The following is an 18,821-nucleotide window of genomic DNA, read 5'->3' as shown; positions in this document are numbered from 1 at the left end:
GGCGGCTACACCGGCTGGGAAGAGCGGCTGCGCTACTACGAACTGGCCAAGCAGGTGCTGGGCAAGGGGTTCTCGGTGCCCAAGTCGGCGGTGGTGGTGGTGGTGGTGCCGCGCGGGAAGGCATCGGTGCCGGTGTTCGCCAAGCCGGTCAAGATTCCGCGTACACCGGTCGAGCGCGGCAGCGTGGCCTGATGGGGGGCGAGTCCCTCGGATGCTGATTACACGCTGAGCAGCTTGTTGATCAGCTCCGGCGTGGTTGCCGCCCCGTACTTGCGCATCAGCCGCGCCCGGTAGACATCGACCGTGCGCGGGCTGATGCCCAGGCGCCGCCCGACGAGCTTGCTGGTCAGTCCCTCCACCAGCAGCGCGGCAATCTCGCGCTCCCTCGGGGTCAGCTCGGCCTTGATCTGGCGCTTGGCGGAGAGATCGTCGAAGCACCAGATGCCCGCCGCGTGCGGGTCGGCCGGGTCGAGGGCGCGGCCGGTGACGTGGCACCAGAACAGCGGTTCGCTGCCTGCCGGTGCGCGCAGGCGCTTCATCACGCGGTCATCGGCGTAGCGGCCGGTGCGGTCGAGGCTGGCGGCGATGCGGGCGCCGGTGCGCTCGAACTCGGCGTGGCTGGGGTAGAGCACCTCGAAGCTCTGGCCGATGAGCTGCGCACGCTGCGCGCCGAACATGGCCAGCGCGTGCTGGTTGCAGTCCACCATCAACCGGTGGCGCGACAGGATCAGGCCGATCGGCGCGAGATCGAAGGCGGTGCGGTAGTCGAGTTCCAGGGCCAGCATCGCCCCATGTTACTCAAATCTACGTACCCCCTACGTAAGGCATTACGTACTACAGTGTGCCGTCCGAAACACGCGGAGATTCCCCCCATGAACAAGGTTTACCCCAGCGCGGCGGCGGCCCTCGACGGCATCGTCCGTGACGGCCAGCTCATCGCCGTCGGCGGCTTCGGCCTGTGCGGCATTCCCGAGGCGCTCATCGACGCCCTCGTGGCCAGCGGCGCGCAGAACCTGACCGCCATTTCCAACAACGCCGGCGTCGATGGTTTCGGCCTCGGCAAGCTGCTGAACACGCGCCAGATCAAGAAGATGATCTCCAGCTACGTCGGCGAGAACAAGGAGTTCGAGCGCCAGTACCTGGCCGGTGAACTTGCTCTCGAATTCACGCCCCAGGGCACGCTGGCCGAGAAGCTGCGGGCCGGCGGCGCGGGCATTCCGGCGTTTTTCACCAAGACCGGCGTGGGCACGCTGGTGGCCGAAGGCAAGGAGCTGCGCGATTTCGATGGCGAGACCTACGTGATGGAGCGTGCGCTGATGCCGGAGCTGTCACTGGTCAAGGCGGATGTGGCCGACATGTCCGGCAACCTGCGCTTCAACAAGACGGCGCGCAATTTCAACCCCGCCGTGGCGATGGCCGGCAAGATCTGCGTGGTCGAAGTCGAGCGCATCGTGCCGACGGGCGAGATCGCGCCGGACGATGTGCATCTGCCGGGCATCTACGTCCACCGCATCGTGCTCAACGCCACGCCCGAAAAGCGCATCGAGAAGCGCACCACCCGCGACCGCACCTGAAGCCCCCGAGGAGATCCGCACCATGGCATGGACCCAAGACCAGATGGCCGCCCGCGCGGCGCAAGAGCTGCAGGATGGCTTCTACGTCAACCTCGGCATCGGCATTCCCACGCTCGTCGCCAACCACGTTCCCAGCGGTGTCGAGGTCTGGCTGCAGAGCGAGAACGGCATGCTCGGCATCGGACCGTTTCCGCATGAAGACGAGGTGGACCCCGACCTCATCAACGCCGGCAAGCAGACCGTCACCACGATGAAAGGCTCGTCGATCTTCGGCAGCCACGACAGCTTCGCGATGATCCGCGGCGGCAAGATCAACCTGTCCATCCTCGGCGCGATGCAAGTCACCGCCACCGGCGATCTGGCGAACTGGATGATCCCCGGCAAGATGGTCAAGGGCATGGGCGGCGCGATGGACCTCGTGGCCGGCGTCAAGCGCGTGATCGTGCTGATGGAGCATGTCGCGAAGAAGAAGGACGGCACGACCGACCTGAAGATCCTGCCTGCCTGCACGCTGCCGCTGACGGGCGTGGGCGTGGTGGACCGGATCATCACGGACCTGGGGGTGTTCGATGTGACGCCCGAGGGGTTGCGTGTCGCAGAGCTTGCACCGGGTGTTTCGCGTGAGGAAGTGCAGGCGAAGACGGGTGTGCCGCTGGTGTGAGCCAGACCGGCTCGGCGGTATCATGCGGCCGAGCCAATCGCACCTTTTGTCTGGGTTTATGAACGACCGCATTACCCTCATCTCCAATATGCCTGCACCTTACCGAGAACCTGTGTTCGAGGAGGTTGCGCGACATTATCGTGATAATTTTACGGTACTTTATTGCAAGCGCATTGAAAAAGACCGGCAGTGGCAGGTCCAGATCGGAAAGTATTCCCATGTATTTCTGCCGGGCTGGTCGTTTACCTACTACCGGGTCTACCTGCACCATGTCCACTGGAACCATGGGGTCTGGCGTGCGCTGAATCGACAGGATCCGGCGGTGGTGATCACCAATGGCTTCAACCCCTCCCACCTGATGGGATTTCTCTGGGCGATCGCCAAGGGGCGGACGCACGTCGCCATGACCGATGGCTGGCTCAAGAGCGAAGAACACCTGACGCCGCTGCACCGCTGGCTGCGCCGCGTGGTGTTCCGCAAGACCTCCGCGTTCATTGGTGCGTCACGGCGCAGCCTGGAGATGTTCCAGTCCTACGGCGCGCCGGTGGATGCCTGCTTCCAGAGCCACCTCTGCGGCGACAACGCAGCCTTTTTTCCGCACGGCGGTGCGCTGGCTGACCGGCCTTACGACCTCATGTTCTCGGGCCAGTTCATCGACCGGAAGATGCCTGATTTTTTCTGCGAAGTGGCCCGGCTGGTCCAGCAGCGGCGCGGCACGCTGAAGGTGCTGCTGATCGGTGACGGTCCCTTGCGCGCCCAGACGCTGCAGACCCTGTCGGACCTGGGCATCGCGCACGACTGCCCCGGATTTCTGTCGCAGGCCGAGCTGCCGGCCCGGTACGCCTCCGCCAAGCTGTTCCTGTTCCCGACGCGCCAGGAGTGCTGGGGGGTCGTGGTCAATGAAGCGTGCGCCGCCGGCACGCCCGTGATCACCTGCGACAACAGTGCCGTGGACGGGGAACTCGTGCAGGAAGGTGTCAATGGCCGCGTGCTGCCGCTGGAAGCGGCACAGTGGGCGCAAGCCGCGCTCGCCTTGCTGGACGACGAGGCGCAGTGGTCGGCCTATTCACGGGCCTCTCGGGAGACGGTGGCACCTTACACCCACCAGAATGCCGGGCAGGGCATTGTCCAGGCCCTGCAGCACGTCTCCAGCTAGTGATCAGCGTGCCTGTCGATGCACGATCGCTGCACGGTAAATGCCGAGCATCTGCGTGTAGTTCGACTCGGCGGTGTAGTGGCGCTCATACATGGCCCGCGCCGCCAACCCCATGCGAGCGACCGATTCAGGGTGGTCGCGACACCACTGCACCTTGCGTGCCAAGTCGCTGGCATCCCCCGGATCGAACAGCAGGCCCGTCACGCCCTCCTCGATGAGCGAGTGGAAGGTGCCCAGCCGGCTGGCGATGACGGGCATCCCGTGGCAGAACGCCTCCACCAGCACCATCGGCAGCCCCTCGTACCAGCGGCTCGGCAGCACCAGTGCCATGGACCGCTGCATGGCGTCGCGTACCTGGGCCTTGGCAACGGCGCCTAGAAAGGCCACATTGTCCGGCCGGGCCAAGGTGTCCAGCAGCGGGCCTGTCCCCAGCATCTCGAACCGCTCCGATGGCAGCAAGCTGGCCGCCTGCACGAAGACATCCGGACCCTTTTCTTCGGATAGGCGGCCGACGTACAGGAATCCAGACCGCGGCGGCGGCTGATGCTGCGACACCCCTGCGGACTCCATCGCCGTGTCCTCGACAAAATTGGGCTTGACCACCATCTTGTCGGCCGGAAATCCACCCCGAATGAACTGATCGCGGCCGAAATCGGTCAGCGCAATGATGCGGTCGGCATGGTGGTGCAACGAACCCAGCGCCGTGTGCAAGCCGTAGGTTGCGGCCATCACGGCACTTTGAGCGGCTGAATTCCGGTAGCAGCGGTGCTGGATTGCGCGCCAAGGCAGGTGCCCGACACAGGATTCGCAGATCTTCCCGTCGCGCAGCAAGGTTCCTTTTGGACATAACCAGCGGAAATTGTGCAAGGTCTGTACCACTGCGGCCCCCGCCCGGCTGGCCGCCCAGTAAACCGATGGCGAGACCAGCGGCAAGGTGTTGTGGACGTGGGCCACGTCGATGGCCTGTTCTTTCACCAGACGCTGGACATCCGCATGGCTGGACGGCGACCACAGCGTATCCCGCAGGAGTGCCAGTTTGTTCTTTCCCGTGACCTCGTGGTTGTCTCGCTCATACCGGAAAACTGCGTGACCACGCGACTGCAACAATTGAATTTCTGCTTCGACGACGGATTCTTCGCCGCCGGAAATCTGGTATCGACTGTGAATGAAAAGTATGCGCATAGGCCATGAAACTGCAGCGGGACTGCCGGTGCGCAGTCCCTGCGCGCATTGTCAGCCGTGCCGTGCGGGCAACGGTGGCCCGACGGGTGCCAGTCGCTCACAAGTCACACCGCACGCAGCTCTGTCATCCACTGGCTCTACACTTCGCCCTTTCTTTTCTCGCCCACCGGTTCCCCATCGGTTCACAGGTCTCGGAGTCGCCCAGATGCAGCGTTTCAACTTTCCCATCGTCATCATCGATGAGGACTTCCGTTCGGAGAACACCTCCGGTCTGGGCATCCGCGCCTTGGCGCAGGCGATCGAGAAAGAGGGCTTCCAGGTGCTGGGCGCCACCAGCTACGGCGACCTGAGCCAGTTCGCGCAGCAGCAGAGCAGGGCGTCCGCCTTCATCCTGTCGATCGACGACGAGGAGTTCACGCCCGGACCCGAGCTGGACCCGGCGGTGCTGAGCCTGCGCAAGTTCATCGAGGAGATCCGTTTCCGCAACGTGGACATCCCGATCTACATCTACGGCGAGACGCGCACCAGCCAGCACATCCCGAACAGCATCCTGCGCGAGCTGCATGGCTTCATCCACATGTTCGAGGACACGCCCGAGTTCGTGGCGCGTCACATCATCCGGGAAGCCAAGAGCTACCTCGACGGCCTGGCCCCGCCGTTCTTCAAGGAGCTGATGGACTACGCGCAGGACGGCTCGTACTCGTGGCACTGCCCCGGTCACTCGGGCGGCGTGGCATTCCTGAAAAGCCCCGTCGGCCAGATGTTCCACCAGTTCTTCGGCGAGAACATGCTGCGCGCCGACGTGTGCAACGCGGTGGAAGAACTCGGCCAGTTGCTCGACCACACCGGCCCGGTGGCGGCGAGCGAGAAGAACGCGGCGCGCATCTTCAACGCCGACCACTGCTTCTTCGTCACCAACGGCACGTCCACGTCCAACAAGATGGTCTGGCACCACACGGTCGCGCCGGACGACATCGTGGTGGTGGACCGCAACTGCCACAAGTCGATCCTGCACGCGATCATCATGACCGGCGCGATCCCCGTGTTCATGACGCCGACGCGCAACCACTACGGCATCATCGGCCCGATCCCGCAGAGCGAGTTCACCCGCGAGGCCATCGAGGCCAAGATCGCGCGCAACCCGCTGCTCGAAGGCGTCGATCCCAAGACCGTCAAGCCGCGCATCATGACGCTGACGCAGAGCACCTACGACGGCGTGCTCTACAACACCGAAGTCATCAAGGACATGCTCGACGGCTGGATCGACACGCTGCACTTCGACGAAGCCTGGCTGCCGCACGCCGCGTTCCACAAGTTCTACGGCACCTACCACGCCATGGGCAAGAACCGCCCACGCCCGAAGCAGGCGATGGTCTACGCCACGCAATCGACGCACAAGCTGCTGGCCGGCCTGAGCCAGGCGTCGCAGGTGCTGGTCCAGGATGCGCAGGAGCAGAAGCTCGACCGCCACCTCTTCAACGAGGCGTACCTGATGCACAGCTCCACCAGCCCGCAGTACGCGATCATCGCCTCGTGCGACGTGGCGGCGGCGATGATGGAGCCGCCGGGCGGAACCGCTTTGGTCGAGGAAAGCATCAAGGAAGCCCTCGATTTCCGCCGCGCCATGCGCAAGGTGGAGGACGAGTTCGGCCATGACTGGTGGTTCAAGGTCTGGGGGCCGGAGGCGCTGGCGGGCGAGGGCATGGGGCGCGCCGACGGCTGGATACTGAAGGCCAACGAGTCCTGGCACGGTTTCGGCGACCTCGCCACGGGCTTCAACATGCTGGACCCGATCAAGTCCACCATCATCACGCCGGGGCTGGACATGTCCGGCTCCTTCGACAAGACCGGCATCCCGGCGTCGATCGTCACCAAGTTCCTCGCCGAGCACGGCGTGGTGGTGGAGAAGACCGGCCTCTACAGCTTCTTCATCCTGTTCACCATCGGCATCACCAAGGGCCGCTGGAACACGCTGCTGACCGCGCTGCAGCAGTTCAAGGACGACTACGACCGCAACCAGCCGCTCTGGCGCATCCTGCCCGAGTTCGTGGCCAAGTTCCCGATGTACGAGCGCATGGGCCTGCGCGACCTGTGCCAGCAGATCCACGAAGCCTATGCCGAGGGCGACATCGCACGGCTGACGACCGAGATGTACCTGTCGGACCTGCAGCCGGCGATGAAGCCCAGCGAGGCGTATGCGCACATCGCCCACCGCAAGACCGAGCGCGTCGAGATCGACCAGCTCGAAGGCCGCATCACCACGGCGCTGCTGACGCCGTACCCGCCGGGCATTCCGCTGCTGATTCCGGGCGAGCGGTTCAACAAGAAGATCTGCGACTACCTGCGGTTCACCCGCAAGTTCAATGACCGCTTCCCCGGCTTCCACACCGATGTCCACGGGCTGGTGGAAGAAGACATCGGCGGCGGCCTGCACCGCTACTACGTCGATTGCGTGAAGCTGTGAAGCCGTGACGCTCGGGATCGTCTTCGCGCTGGCCGCGGGGCTGGTCTGGGGCTTGGTGTTTGTCACGCCGCTGCTGTTGCCCGCGTACCCGGCGGCGCTGCTGTCGTGCGGGCGCTATCTGGCTTTCGGGCTGATCGCGCTGCCGTTGGGCTGGCTGGACCGGAAGCGGCTGCAGCAGTTCTCGGCCGACGACTGGCAGGAGGCGCTCAAACTCTCGGCCATTGGCAACCTGTTGTATTACCTGTGTCTGGCTGCGGCCATCCAGCGGGCTGGCGGGCCATTGCCGACCATGGTGATCGGCACGTTGCCGGTGGTGATCGCGGTCAGCTCCAACCTGCGCGATGCACGGCGTGACGGGCGCCTGCCTTGGCACAAGCTGCTGCCCTCCCTGGGGCTGATCGCTGCCGGAATCGCCTGCGTGAACCAGGTGGAGCTTCAGCACCTGCGCCAGCAGGACCACTTCGACGCCATGCGCTACGGGAGCGGCGTGCTGCTGGCGGTGGGGGCCGTGGCGTGCTGGACGTGGTATCCGATGCGCAATGCCGACTGGCTGCGTGCCCACACCGACCGCAGTCCGCGCACCTGGGCCACGGCGCAAGGACTGATGACCCTGCCGCTGGCTGCGCTGGGCTATGGCGCGCTGTGGGTCTGGCAGGGCTTGGGGGGAGGTGGACTGGAGGCGCTGTCGATGCCGTTCGGACCCACGCCACAGCGTTTTGTGCTGCTGATGCTGGCGGTCGGGCTGCTGGCCTCCTGGCTCGGCACGCTCTGCTGGAACGCCGCCAGCCAGCGCCTGCCGACGGCGCTGGTGGGGCAGCTCATCGTGTTCGAGACGCTCGCGGCGCTGGCCTATGCGCTGCTGCTGCGTGGCGACCGGCCGGACGCGACCACCGTGCTCGGCATCGGTTTGCTGGTGGCGGGGGTGTTGTGGGGCGTGCGGATCCGGCCCGAGCCGGTGTCATCGCCACCCCCTTGAACGGGTGGTGACGAGCCGACGCCCCTGTCAGCCGGATTCCGACACTGGTTTTGTCCGTCCTCCAATGGGCACGGGGACGGTGCATCCCTACAGTGGCTTCATCGATCCTGTCCGGATCGCTGGAGAACCCGATGAACGCTCAACAGCACGCCAGCCACCCCTTCGCCCTGATGATCGATGCACAGGACGTTCTGGCCGCCATGGAATGCTCCGAGCGGCTGCAGCACCTGCAGCGCCGGATCTGCCGCCCGCTCGACAAGCCGTTGATCCCGCATGCGCTCAGTGATCTGGAGCTGTACGACCGCAGCATCGATGCCGGACTCGACGGCATGGAGCAGGACCAGGACTGACTGCAGGCGATCAGGCTTGCGCCAAGCCGGGCACGCGGTGGCCGGCCGGTGTGTCACCCAGGCCCGCTCCGCGCAAGCGCCGCGCCTGCACCCAGCCCGACGCCGCCTGAGCCAGCCGACCCGTCAGCGTCGGCGCAAACAGATGGACGCTCTCGACCGGTGTGAGCCGTGGTTTCCAGAGATGCGACCAGGCCGGATGGGTGACAAAGCTCAGCCGGTCGAGCGCCGGATCGACACACACCCGATCGATGGTGTGGCGCATGAGCAGGTGGCCGGGGGCGATGCTGGCGTGTGCCTGGCCGTAGCCGATCTTGAGCAAGTTCAACTGCCGGTCACTGACCAACCCGAACTGGGCCGCGATCACCGTGTCGTCGAGCGTCAGCAGGTAGATGCGACAGCTTCCCTGGGCGCCGAACACCCGCACCAGCCGGTGGTAGAACGCGACGAGGGCTGGGTCCAGCGCGATCGCCGTGCCTTGCTCTTTTTTCCAGCCGGATGACTCGACGCGGAGGAGCTGCTCCAGCGCCGGCTCCAGCTCGCCGGGCTGGGTGGCCACCTGGTCGCAGAGCGTGCCCATGGCGTGGGCGCGGCGCTGGAGGCGGTTGAGGTTCTGGCGGAAGGATTTCGACACATCCGCCAGCGCATGGTCCGCATCCCGGCTGCAATCGAGCCAGGCCGAGTGGGTGCGGGGAACGCGCTGGCAGCCCTGTGGCAGCGGCGCCTGCAGGGCTTGCCCGAGCACCGAGCCGGCGCACACGGCCGGTAGCCGCATCACGGCCCAGCCCAGCGCCCGCTGTCGCCCCAGCCAGTCCAGCATCGACGGCCACAGCGTGGTCTCCTGCGCATCGGCCACCAGATCGGCCAGCACCATGTGCTCTCCGGACACCATCCGCAACTCCGGTGCCAGCCAGCGGCGCAGTCCTGTGGGCTGCGACAACACCAGCACGCCACCGAGCACGCCGCCACGGCTTGCAGTGACGAAGTGCAGTGTCTCCTGCTGTCCAGCCAGTGTGTCCAGGTAGCTGCCGATCCAGCCCGGTTGCTGCAGATAGGTGCTGCGCGGCAGGCGATCGACCAGAGCCTGCCAGCGTGGACGCAGGATCTCGAATCCTGGGCGTCCGCACAGGACGGAAAAATGCCACGCGGGGTCTGGACGGTTCGCTGCCATGGCAGGACATCGACCAAAACACCCTGAACTTGAACGCCGCCACGCGCACCGGATGCCGTCAAAGACAGGGGGCTGCGCCGATGGGTTTCGGTGAAGTTACATGGCAAGATGGTGTGCATGATGGAAAAAATGACACCTGCCGTACCGCCGTCCACACCAGCCACGCCACCGCTTGACTGGTGGCGCGGCGCCGTCATCTACCAGATCTACCCCCGCAGTTTCCAGGACAGCAACGCCGACGGTGTCGGCGACCTGCCCGGCATCACCGACCGGCTCGACCACGTCGCTGCGCTCGGTGTGGACGCCATCTGGATCTCGCCGTTTTTCAAGAGTCCGATGAAGGACTTCGGCTACGACGTGTCGGACTACCGCGATGTCGATCCGCTGTTCGGCACGCTGGCGGATTTCGATGCGCTGCTGGCCCGCGCCCACCAACTGGGCCTGCGCGTGATGATCGACCAGGTGCTGTCCCACACCTCCGACCAGCACGCCTGGTTCCAGGAAAGCCGCCTCAGCCGCGACAACCCGAAACACGACTGGTACGTCTGGTCCGATGCGAAGCCGGACGGCACGCCCCCCAACAACTGGCTCAGCGTCTTCGGCGGCTCGGCCTGGCAGTGGGACACGCGGCGCCGGCAGTACTACCTCCATAGCTTCCTCACCTCGCAGCCCGACCTGAACTTCCACAACCCCGCCGTGCAGGACGCCGTGCTGGGGGAGGTGCGGTTCTGGTGCGAGAAGGGCGTGGACGGCTTCCGCTTCGACGCCTGCAACCACCAGGTGCATGACGCTCTGCTGCGCGACAACCCGGCGGCCGACGGTGGCGACGTGAGCACCGTGCGCGCCGACAACCCGTATGCGATGCAGCGCCACCTCTTCGACAAGAGCCAGCCCGAGAACCTCGTGTTCCTGGAGCGGCTGCGTGGCGTGCTCGACGCATTTGGCGCGGCCAGCATCGGCGAAGTCGGCGACGAACACGCCCCGCCGATCATGGCCGACTACACCGAGGCCGGCAAACGCCTGCACATGGCCTACAGCTTCAGCCTGCTGACCAGCCGCAGCTCGCCCGCCCACCTGCGCGGCGAAGTCGAGGCACTGGAGCAGGAGATCGCCCGCACCGGCGGCTGGGGCTGCTGGGCGCTGTCCAACCACGACGTGCCGCGCATTGCCACGCGCTGGTCGGTGGACGGACAGGCAGACCCACGGCAGGCCCGGATGCTGCTGTCCATGCTGCTCAGCCTGCGGGGCAGCGTGTGTCTGTACCAGGGCGAAGAGCTGGGCCTGCCGGAAGCGGACGTGCCCTTCGAGCGGCTGCAAGATCCCTACGGCATGGCGTTCTGGCCGGAATTCAAGGGCCGCGACGGTTGCCGCACGCCGATGCCGTGGGTGGCTGCCGATGCGCAGGGCGGGTTTTCGCCGGTCGAGCCGTGGCTGCCGGTGTCGGCGGCGCAGCGGGCGCTGGCGGTCGATGTGCAGGAGGCCGATGCGGATTCGCTGCTGCACGCCACCCGTGCGCTGCTGGCGTGGCGCCGGGGGTCGGCGGTGGTCCGGGCGGGCGCGCTGCGCTTCCTGGACACGGACGCCGACGACGTGCTTGTGTTCGAGCGCCGCTTGCCGGACGAGCCTGGCGCCGAACGGCTGCTGTTCGCATTCAATTTCAGTGCCACCGCCGCCACGCTCCCGGTGCCCGACGGCTGGCACGGTGCCTGCATTGCCCCCCACGCTCCGCTGACCGGCGCCCGTCTCGACACGGACACCGCGCGGATCACCCTGTCCCCCTTCGGCGCACTGTGTCTGCAGTCGTCCAGCCACGAGCACTGAACCATGCCGAGCAAGACCACACCCAAGACCACCGCCGCCAAGTCGCCCGCCCGCAAGGCCGTCGCCAAGGCGTCCACCCCCGCTGGGTTCCAGGCGCCCCCGGACATTGGCCGCGTCGATGCCGACACGCTGGCGGCGTTGATGCGCGCCGACCATGGCGATCCGTTCGCCGTGCTCGGGATGCACCACACCGGCACGGCGCTGGTGGCGCGGGCGCTGTTGCCGATGGCGGAGCGGGTGGAGCTGCTCGATGTGCTGGACCGCTGCCTGTGCGAGCTGACGCGGCAGGACGGCAGTGATCTGTTCACCGGGGCCATCCCGCGCCGGCGCAATCCCTTTGCCTACCGCCTGCGGGTGCAATGGCGCGCCCATGACGGCCAGCCCGCGCACACCACCGAGCTGGAAGACCCCTACCGCTTCCCTGCGCTCATCACCGAAGCCGACATCTACCTCCTCGCCGAAGGCACGCACCACCGCCCCTACGAGTGGCTCGGCGCGCACCTGAACACCGTGGACGGCGTGGCCGGCACGCGCTTCGCCGTCTGGGCGCCGAGTGCGCGGCGGGTGTCGGTGGTCGGCAACTTCAACCAGTGGGACGGCCGCCGCCACATGATGCGGCTGCGGCACGAATGCGGCGTGTGGGAAGTCTTCGTGCCGCAGGTGGGCGAGGGCGATCTCTACAAGTTCGAGATGCTCGGGGCCGACGGCGCGGTGCATTCCAAGGCCGATCCCTTCGCCTTCCGCGCCGAAATCCGGCCGCAGACCGCTTCGGTCGTGCAGCGCCTGCTCCCCGGCGTGGCCATCAGCGAACAGCGCCAGCGGGCCAATGCCCTGGATGCGCCCATCTCGGTCTACGAAGTCCACCTCGGCTCCTGGAAGCGCAAGGACGATGGCCAGGGCACGGGCGGCACCGAGTGGCTGACCTACCGCGAACTCGCCGAACAGTTGGTCCCCTACGTGCGCGACATGGGCTTCACGCACATCGAGCTGCTGCCGATCCACGAACACCCGTTCGACGGCTCCTGGGGCTACCAGCCGACGGGCCTGTACGCGCCGACCTCGCGCTTCGGCACGCCGTGGGATTTCCGCGCCTTCGTCGATGCCGCGCACGAGGCCGGGCTGGGCGTGATCCTCGACTGGGTGCCGGCGCATTTCCCGACCGATGCCTTCGGTCTGGCGAACTTCGACGGCACGCACCTGTACGAACACGCCGATCCGCGCGAAGGCTTCCACCAGGACTGGAACACGCTGATCTACAACTTCGGCCGGGCGGAGGTGCGCAACTACCTCGTGGGCAACGCGCTGTACTGGATCGAGCGGTTCGGCATCGACGGGCTGCGCGTGGACGCGGTGGCCTCGATGCTGTACCGCGACTACAGCCGCAAGCACGGCGAGTGGATTCCGAACAAGGACGGCGGGCGCGAGAACCTCGAAGCCATCGAGTTCCTGCGCCGCGTGAACCACATCGTCGGCACCCAGCGCCCTGAAGCGATGACCGTGGCCGAGGAATCGACCGCCTTCCCGATGGTGACGCGCCCGCCGTCGCCGGATCTGCAGTCCGGTGGCCTGGGTTTCCATTTCAAGTGGAACATGGGCTGGATGAACGACACGCTGAGCTACTTCGCGTGTGATCCGCTGTACCGCAAGTACCACCACGACCAGATCCGCTTCTCGCTGATGTACGCGTTCAGCGAGAACTTCCTGCTGCCGCTCTCGCACGACGAGGTGGTGCATGGCAAGGGATCGCTGCTGCAGAAGATGCCCGGCGACGAGTGGCAGAAGTTCGCCAACCTGCGTGCCTACTACGGCTTCATGTGGGGACACCCCGGCAAGAAGCTGCTGTTCATGGGCTGCGAGTTCGGCCAGAACACCGAGTGGAACGCCGACGCCAGCCTGCCGTGGCACCTGCTGGAGCGGCCCCTGCACAGCGGCGTGCAGCGGCTGGTGCGCGACCTCAACGCCGTGCTGCGCCACTACCCTGCGCTGCACCAGCGCGATGTCAGCGCCGACGGGTTCGCGTGGATCAACCACAGCGATGCCGAACATTCGGTGCTGGTGTTCGAGCGCCGGGCGGCCAACGGGCAGCGCGTCGTGGTCATCAGCAGCCTGACGCCGGTGGTCCACCGCGGCTGGCGCATCGGCGTGCCGACTGCGGGTGTCTGGCGCGAGCTGATCAACACCGACCTGAGCGTCTACGGCGGCTCGGGCGTGGGCAACGGCCTGATGCACAGCGAGCCGATCGCGTGGCACGGGCAGGAGCAGTCGATCACGGTCACGCTGCCGCCGCTGGCCACGCTGATGCTGGTGTGCGATTGATGTCCGTGTCGATGCAGGGGCAGCGGCTGGCGTCGGGATCACCGTGGCCGCTAGGGGCCGAGGTGGTGTCGCAGGGCGTGAACTTCGCCGTGTGGGCGCCGGATGCCACGCGGCTGGAGCTGTGCCTGTTCGATCCGGACGGCACGCAGGAGCTGGCGCGGCATGACCTACCGGTCTGCACCGATGGCGTGTGGCATGGCCTGCTCATCGGTGCGGCGGCGGGGCGGGTGTACGGGCTGCGGGCGCATGGGCCGTGGGATCTCGCGCAGGGGCACCGGTTCAACCCGGCCAAGGTGCTGCTCGATCCGTGGGCGCGGGCCGTGGTCGGGCGTTACGGCGGCACACCCGATGCCGATCTCGGTCTGTACCAGGGCCACAGCGAAGCCGATCCGACGCAACCCGACACCCGCGACAACGCCGCCGTGGCGCTCAAGGCCCGTGTGCTGCCGCCCGCGCCGGTCGTGAACGACGCGGAACGCCCGCACCACAGCGCCGACCGCACCGTGCTGTGCGAGCTGCACGTCCGCTCCACGACGATGCGGCACCCGGACATTCCCGCCGCGCTGCGCGGGAGCTACGCGGCGATGGCGCATCCGGCCATGCTCGACCACTGGCGCGGACTGGGCGTGACGAGCCTGAGCCTGCTGCCTGTCCACGCCCGCGCCGACGAAGCCCGTCTGCAGCAGCAGGGCCTGAGCAACCACTGGGGCTATTCGAGCATCGCGTTTCTGGCGCCGGAGCCGCGCTACTGGAGCGGCACGCCCGGCACCAGCGCCGAATCCGAGTGCCGCGAGATGGTGCGCGCGGCCCATGCGGCGGGGCTGGAGGTGGTGCTCGATGTCGTGTTCAACCACACCGCCGAGACCGACGAACATGGCCCCACGCTGTCGATGCGCGGTCTGGCGAACGCCCGCTACTACCACCTCGATCCGCACGGCACCGGACGGCGTGACCAGTACGTGAACTGGACCGGCTGCGGCAACTGCCTGAACCTGGCCGAGCCGCGCGTGGTGGAGCTGGTGCTCGGTTCGCTGCGGCACTGGGTGCAGCACTACGGCGTGGACGGATTCCGTTTCGATCTGGCGCCGGTGCTGGCCCGTGGGCGCGACGGGCGGTTCAGTGCGGACGCGGGCTTCTTCGCGGCGCTGCAATCCGACCCGGTGCTGTCGCGCACCAAGCTGATCGCGGAGCCGTGGGACATCGGCTCCGGCGGCTACCAGCTTGGCGGCTTTCCTCCGGGCTGGCTGGAATGGAACGACCAGTACCGCGACACCCTGCGCGCCTGGTGGCTGCGCGGGGCGGGCGACCGCGGCGTGTTCGCGCACCGCTTCGCTGGCTCCAGCGCCCAGTTCCACCACGACCGCCGCCAGCCCACCGCCAGCGTCAACTTCATCACCGCCCACGACGGCTTCACGCTGCGCGACCTCGTCACCTACGACCACAAGCACAACCACGCCAACGGCGAGCACAACCGCGACGGCCACCACCACAACAGCAGTTGGAACTGCGGCGTGGAGGGCGAGACCGCGGACGCTGCCGTGCAGGCGCTGCGTCGGCGCTTGCAGCGGGCCTTGCTGGCCACGCTGCTGCTGTCGCAGGGCACGCCGATGCTGCTGGCCGGGGATGAGCTGGGCCACAGCCAGCAGGGCAACAACAACGCCTACTGCCAGGACAACGCCATTTCGTGGCTGGACTGGCCCGGCCGCGACGGCGACCTGCTCGCCACGGTGCAGCGCCTGCTCGCCCTGCGGCGGGAGCTGCCGGCGCTGCGCATCGGCGAATGGCTGCGCGGCGCGCCGGACACCACCACGGGCTGCACCGACGTGGTCTGGTGGCACCCGGACGGCCGCCCGCTCGCCGGCCACGACTGGGCGCAGCAGGACGACCGCGCCTTGCTGGTCCGCTTGCAGGCGGCGCAAGGGCCGGCCGTTCTGCTCGCTTTCAACCCGCAGTCTCAGGACCGCCCGGTGTCCTGGCCCGGCCCGACCGCTTGGAAGACCGTGTTCGACAGCCGCCACCCGGCCGGTGCGCCCGCCGCCCACCCGGTCGGCACGGCGTTGCTGCCGGCGCGCAGCGTGCTGGTCCTGATCGAAGATTGACCCTGAACCCCGAAGCCCACACGAGGAGACCCGTTCCATGTCCGCACTGACCGTCCCCACCCAGCCCTTTGCGGGCCAGCGACCCGGCACCTCCGGTCTGCGCAAGAAGGTCACGGTCTTCCAGCAGCCGCACTACCTGGAAAACTTCGTGCAGTCGCTGTTCGACATCCTCCCGGACGCGGACCAGCGCGCCGCGCAGACGCTGGTGCTCGGCGGCGACGGGCGCTTCCACAACCGGGTGGCGGTCCAGACCATCCTGCGCATGGCGGCGGCCAACGGCTTCGGCCGGGTGCTGGTCGGGCAGGGCGGGCTGCTCTCGACGCCCGCGGCCAGCGCCGTGATCCGCAAGCGCGCGGCCTTTGGCGGCATCATCCTCTCGGCCAGCCACAACCCCGGTGGCCCGGACGGTGACTTCGGCATCAAGTACAACATCGGCAACGGTGGCCCCGCGCCCGAGAAGATCACCGAAGCGATCTACCAGCGCACCACCGAGATCACCGCCTACCAGACCACGGCCACGGCCGACAGCGCAGACCTCGACCTGGACACCCTCGGCACCACCACGCTGGGCGGCCCGGCGGGCATGGCCGTGGAGGTGATCGACTCGGTGGCGCTGTACGCCGACCTGATGCAGACGCTGTTCGACTTCGAGGCGATGCGCGGCTGGTTCGCGGCCGGCCACCGGATGCGGATGGACACGATGTGCGCCGCAGGCGGGCCGTATGCCAAGGCCGTGCTCGAAGGGCTGCTGGGCGCACCGGCCGGCACGGTGGTCAACGGCGAGCCGCTGGAGGACTTCGGTGGCCACCACCCGGACCCGAACCCGGCGCACGCCACCGAGCTGATCGCGGCCATGACCGGCGCCGCAGCCCCCGACTTCGGTGCCGCCTCCGATGGCGACGCCGACCGCAACATGATCCTCGGCCGCGATTTCGTGGTCACGCCGTCGGACAGCCTGGCGGTGATGGCCGCGCACGCCACGAAGGTGCCGGGCTACGCCGCCGGACTGAAAGGCATCGCCCGCTCGATGCCAACCTCCTGCGCCGCGGACGCTGTTGCCAAGGCGCTGGGCATCCCGAGCCACGAGACGCCGACCGGCTGGAAATTCTTCGGCAACCTGCTCGACGCCGACCGCGTCACCCTGTGCGGCGAGGAAAGCTACGGCACCGGCTCGAACCATGTCCGCGAAAAGGACGGGCTGTGGGCCGTGCTGTTCTGGCTCAACCTGCTGGCGGTGACGGGCGAATCGGTCGAGTCGCTGGTGCGCGGGCATTGGGCGCGTTTTGGCCGCCACTACTACTCGCGCCACGACTGGGAAGGCATCCCGACCGACCGTGCCGACACCTTGATGACCGCGCTGCGGGCACAACTGCCGGCGCTGGCGGGACAGTCCTTCGGCGCGCTGACGCTGGAAACCGCCGACGACTTCGCCTACACCGACCCGGTGGACGGCTCGGTCTCGACGCGCCAGGGGGTGCGGCTGCTGTTCGCGGGCGGGGCGCGTGTCGTGTTCCGTCTCTCGGGCACGGGCACGGAAGGCGCCACCCTGCGCGTCTACCTCGAACGCTTTGAAGCCGATCCTGCCCGCCACGACCTGCCGCCACAAGACGCGCTGGCCGATCTCATCACGCTGGCTGACCGCGTGGCCAGCATCCGCAGCCTGAGTGGCCAAGCCGCTCCGACCGTCATCACCTGAGGTATTGTTTCCCACCGGCCCGACTCTGCCGATTTTTGCCGACCGCCACCAACAACAGGAGACATCTTTCATGGACACCACCCCACTGGCCGCCAGCCGCACGCTCACCCGCCGCACCCTCGCCCTCGTCCTGGCCGGCGGGCGCGGATCGCGTCTGAAGGACTTGACCGACCGCCGCGCCAAGCCCGCCGTCCACTTCGGCGGCAAGTTCCGCATCATCGACTTCGCGCTGTCGAACTGCATGAACTCCGGGATGCGCCGCATTGGCGTCATCACGCAGTACAAGTCCCACTCGCTGCTGCGCCACCTGCAGCGCGGCTGGAGCTTCCTGCGCAACGAGATGGGCGAGTTCGTCGATCTGCTGCCCGCCCAGCAGCGCCTGACCGAAGAACACTGGTACCGCGGCACGGCCGACGCCATCTACCAGAACCTGGACATCATCCGCAACTCGACCCCGCCCGATTACATCGTCGTGCTGGCGGGCGACCACATCTACAAGATGGACTACTCGATCATGCTGGCCGACCATGCCGCCAGCGGTCGCGGGGTCACGGTCGGCTGCATCGAGGTGTCGCGCGAAGAGGCCAAGGGCTTCGGCGTGATGGCGATCGACGAACACCGCTCGATCATCGAGTTCGTCGAGAAGCCGTCCGATCCGCCGCCGATGCCGGGCAACCCGGACGTGTCGCTCGCCAGCATGGGCATCTATGTCTTCACGGCCGACTACCTCTACAAGCTGCTGGAAGACGACGCCAACGACCCGAACTCCGAGCACGACTTCGGCAAGAACCTGATCCCGCGCGCCGTGTCGGAGCAGCAGGCGCTGGCGCATCCGTTCTCGATGTCGGCGGTGGCCGAGCCGCCGTACTCGCGGGCGTACTGGCGCGATGTCGGCACGGTCGATGCCTACTGGGCAGCCAATCTCGATCTGGCCACGACCACGCCCGAACTCAACATGTACGACAAGGACTGGCCGATCTGGACCTACCAGGAACAGCTCCCGCCCGCCAAGTTCGTGCATGAGGAAGCCGGCCGCACGGGGCAGGCGATCAACAGCCTGGTTTCCGGCGGTTGCATCGTTTCTGGCGCAACGGTGCGCAACTCGGTGTTGTTCTCGAACGTGCTGGTGCGTTCGTACAGCGAGATCAATGAAGCCGTGGTGCTGCCGGACGTGCAGATCGGCCGCGGCTGCCGCCTGAGCAAGGTGGTGGTCGATCGGCGCTGCAAGGTGCCGGACGGGCTGGTGATCGGCGAAGACCCGGTGCTGGATGCGCAGCGGTTTTTCCGCACCGAGAACGGCGTCGTGCTGGTCACGCGCAAGATGCTGGCCGACCTGCAACCCTGACCGGGAATCGAGA

At 67.2% G+C, this 18,821-nt stretch carries 15 protein-coding genes; 12 read left to right on the top strand and 3 right to left on the bottom strand.

Features of this window, described 5'->3' with window-relative positions:
• Positions 1-192: hypothetical protein (locus QZW52_RS06710; protein WP_293996594.1), on the top strand; the 192-nt coding region annotated here is incomplete at its 5' end.
• A 26-nt stretch (positions 193-218) separates the two neighbouring features.
• Here QZW52_RS06710 and QZW52_RS06705 read toward each other — a convergent pair.
• Positions 219-785 carry a LuxR C-terminal-related transcriptional regulator gene (locus tag QZW52_RS06705; protein WP_293996592.1) on the bottom strand — a complete coding sequence of 189 codons (567 nt, stop codon included), beginning with the start codon at positions 783-785 and terminating at the stop codon, positions 219-221.
• Between the two features lie 87 nt (positions 786-872).
• Here QZW52_RS06705 and QZW52_RS06700 point away from each other — a divergent pair, with 87 nt between their 5' ends.
• The 3 genes from QZW52_RS06700 to QZW52_RS06690 are packed head-to-tail and all read left to right on the top strand — an operon-like array spanning position 873 to position 3,391.
• Complete coding sequence (locus tag QZW52_RS06700; RefSeq protein WP_293996590.1) at positions 873-1,574, top strand: CoA transferase subunit A; 702 nt, start codon at positions 873-875, stop codon at positions 1,572-1,574.
• Between the two features lie 22 nt (positions 1,575-1,596).
• On the top strand, positions 1,597-2,235 hold the full coding sequence (locus QZW52_RS06695) for a CoA transferase subunit B (RefSeq protein WP_293996588.1): 639 nt from the start codon (positions 1,597-1,599) through the stop codon (positions 2,233-2,235).
• A gap of 22 nt (positions 2,236-2,257) precedes the next feature.
• Positions 2,258-3,391 (top strand): glycosyltransferase family 4 protein, encoded by a 1,134-nt coding sequence (locus QZW52_RS06690; protein WP_293996586.1) that lies wholly within the window; start codon positions 2,258-2,260, stop codon positions 3,389-3,391.
• Positions 3,392-3,394: 3 nt separating this feature from the next.
• On the opposite strand, the gene QZW52_RS06685 is transcribed toward QZW52_RS06690, so the two are convergent.
• Positions 3,395-4,573 carry a glycosyltransferase family 4 protein gene (locus QZW52_RS06685; RefSeq protein WP_293996584.1) on the bottom strand — a complete coding sequence of 393 codons (1,179 nt, stop codon included), beginning with the start codon at positions 4,571-4,573 and terminating at the stop codon, positions 3,395-3,397.
• Between the two features lie 205 nt (positions 4,574-4,778).
• On the opposite strand from QZW52_RS06685, the gene QZW52_RS06680 reads away from it, so the two are divergent.
• From QZW52_RS06680 to QZW52_RS06670, 3 genes are all read left to right on the top strand, one after another.
• Positions 4,779-7,037 carry an arginine/lysine/ornithine decarboxylase gene (locus QZW52_RS06680; RefSeq protein WP_293996582.1) on the top strand — a complete coding sequence of 753 codons (2,259 nt, stop codon included), beginning with the start codon at positions 4,779-4,781 and terminating at the stop codon, positions 7,035-7,037.
• 4 nt (positions 7,038-7,041) lie between these two features.
• Positions 7,042-8,013 carry a DMT family transporter gene (locus QZW52_RS06675; protein ID WP_293996580.1) on the top strand — a complete coding sequence of 324 codons (972 nt, stop codon included), beginning with the start codon at positions 7,042-7,044 and terminating at the stop codon, positions 8,011-8,013.
• A 131-nt stretch (positions 8,014-8,144) separates the two neighbouring features.
• Positions 8,145-8,363, top strand: coding sequence for a hypothetical protein (locus QZW52_RS06670; RefSeq protein WP_293996578.1), 219 nt, complete (start codon positions 8,145-8,147; stop codon positions 8,361-8,363).
• Positions 8,364-8,373: 10 nt separating this feature from the next.
• Here QZW52_RS06670 and QZW52_RS06665 read toward each other — a convergent pair whose 3' ends face one another.
• On the bottom strand, positions 8,374-9,531 hold the full coding sequence (locus QZW52_RS06665; protein ID WP_293996576.1) for a GNAT family N-acetyltransferase: 1,158 nt from the start codon (positions 9,529-9,531) through the stop codon (positions 8,374-8,376).
• Positions 9,532-9,660: 129 nt separating this feature from the next.
• Here QZW52_RS06665 and QZW52_RS06660 point away from each other — a divergent pair, with 129 nt between their 5' ends.
• From QZW52_RS06660 to glgC, 5 genes are all read left to right on the top strand, one after another.
• The gene (locus tag QZW52_RS06660) at positions 9,661-11,352 is read left to right on the top strand and encodes an alpha-glucosidase family protein (protein WP_293996574.1); all 1,692 of its coding nucleotides are present in this window, start codon (positions 9,661-9,663) and stop codon (positions 11,350-11,352) included.
• Between the two features lie 3 nt (positions 11,353-11,355).
• A complete protein-coding gene (gene glgB / locus QZW52_RS06655) occupies positions 11,356-13,668 on the top strand; it encodes a 1,4-alpha-glucan branching protein GlgB (RefSeq protein ID WP_434738285.1) in 2,313 nt (770 codons plus the stop codon).
• Entirely contained in the window at positions 13,668-15,767 is a 2,100-nt protein-coding gene (gene glgX / locus QZW52_RS06650) for a glycogen debranching protein GlgX (RefSeq protein WP_293996572.1), read from the top strand. Before glgB ends, glgX begins: the two co-directional genes overlap by 1 nt.
• Positions 15,768-15,804: 37 nt before the next feature.
• A complete protein-coding gene (locus QZW52_RS06645) occupies positions 15,805-17,463 on the top strand; it encodes an alpha-D-glucose phosphate-specific phosphoglucomutase (RefSeq protein WP_293996570.1) in 1,659 nt (552 codons plus the stop codon).
• Between the two features lie 70 nt (positions 17,464-17,533).
• Positions 17,534-18,808, top strand: coding sequence for a glucose-1-phosphate adenylyltransferase (gene glgC / locus QZW52_RS06640; protein WP_293996568.1), 1,275 nt, complete (start codon positions 17,534-17,536; stop codon positions 18,806-18,808).
• Positions 18,809-18,821: the final 13 nt, after the last annotated feature.

The sequence above is a fragment of the Sphaerotilus sp. genome (genome assembly GCF_013299175.1).
Taxonomy (GTDB): Bacteria; Pseudomonadota; Gammaproteobacteria; order Burkholderiales; family Burkholderiaceae_C; genus Sphaerotilus.
This window is presented reverse-complemented; position numbering and strand designations above follow the sequence as displayed.

Excerpts from the sequence above, each read along its gene's own strand:
- QZW52_RS06705 (WP_293996592.1), bottom strand. The coding sequence starts at position 785 with ATGCTGGCCCTGGAACTCGACTACCGCACCGCCTTCGATCTCGCGCCG.
- QZW52_RS06700 (WP_293996590.1), top strand. The coding sequence starts at position 873 with ATGAACAAGGTTTACCCCAGCGCGGCGGCGGCCCTCGACGGCATCGTC.
- QZW52_RS06695 (WP_293996588.1), top strand. The coding sequence starts at position 1,597 with ATGGCATGGACCCAAGACCAGATGGCCGCCCGCGCGGCGCAAGAGCTG.
- QZW52_RS06690 (WP_293996586.1), top strand. The coding sequence starts at position 2,258 with ATGCGGCCGAGCCAATCGCACCTTTTGTCTGGGTTTATGAACGACCGC.
- QZW52_RS06685 (WP_293996584.1), bottom strand. The coding sequence starts at position 4,573 with ATGCGCATACTTTTCATTCACAGTCGATACCAGATTTCCGGCGGCGAA.
- QZW52_RS06680 (WP_293996582.1), top strand. The coding sequence starts at position 4,779 with ATGCAGCGTTTCAACTTTCCCATCGTCATCATCGATGAGGACTTCCGT.
- QZW52_RS06670 (WP_293996578.1), top strand. The coding sequence starts at position 8,145 with ATGAACGCTCAACAGCACGCCAGCCACCCCTTCGCCCTGATGATCGAT.
- QZW52_RS06665 (WP_293996576.1), bottom strand. The coding sequence starts at position 9,531 with ATGGCAGCGAACCGTCCAGACCCCGCGTGGCATTTTTCCGTCCTGTGC.
- QZW52_RS06660 (WP_293996574.1), top strand. The coding sequence starts at position 9,661 with ATGACACCTGCCGTACCGCCGTCCACACCAGCCACGCCACCGCTTGAC.
- glgB (WP_434738285.1), top strand. The coding sequence starts at position 11,356 with ATGCCGAGCAAGACCACACCCAAGACCACCGCCGCCAAGTCGCCCGCC.
- glgX (WP_293996572.1), top strand. The coding sequence starts at position 13,668 with ATGTCCGTGTCGATGCAGGGGCAGCGGCTGGCGTCGGGATCACCGTGG.
- QZW52_RS06645 (WP_293996570.1), top strand. The coding sequence starts at position 15,805 with ATGTCCGCACTGACCGTCCCCACCCAGCCCTTTGCGGGCCAGCGACCC.
- glgC (WP_293996568.1), top strand. The coding sequence starts at position 17,534 with ATGGACACCACCCCACTGGCCGCCAGCCGCACGCTCACCCGCCGCACC.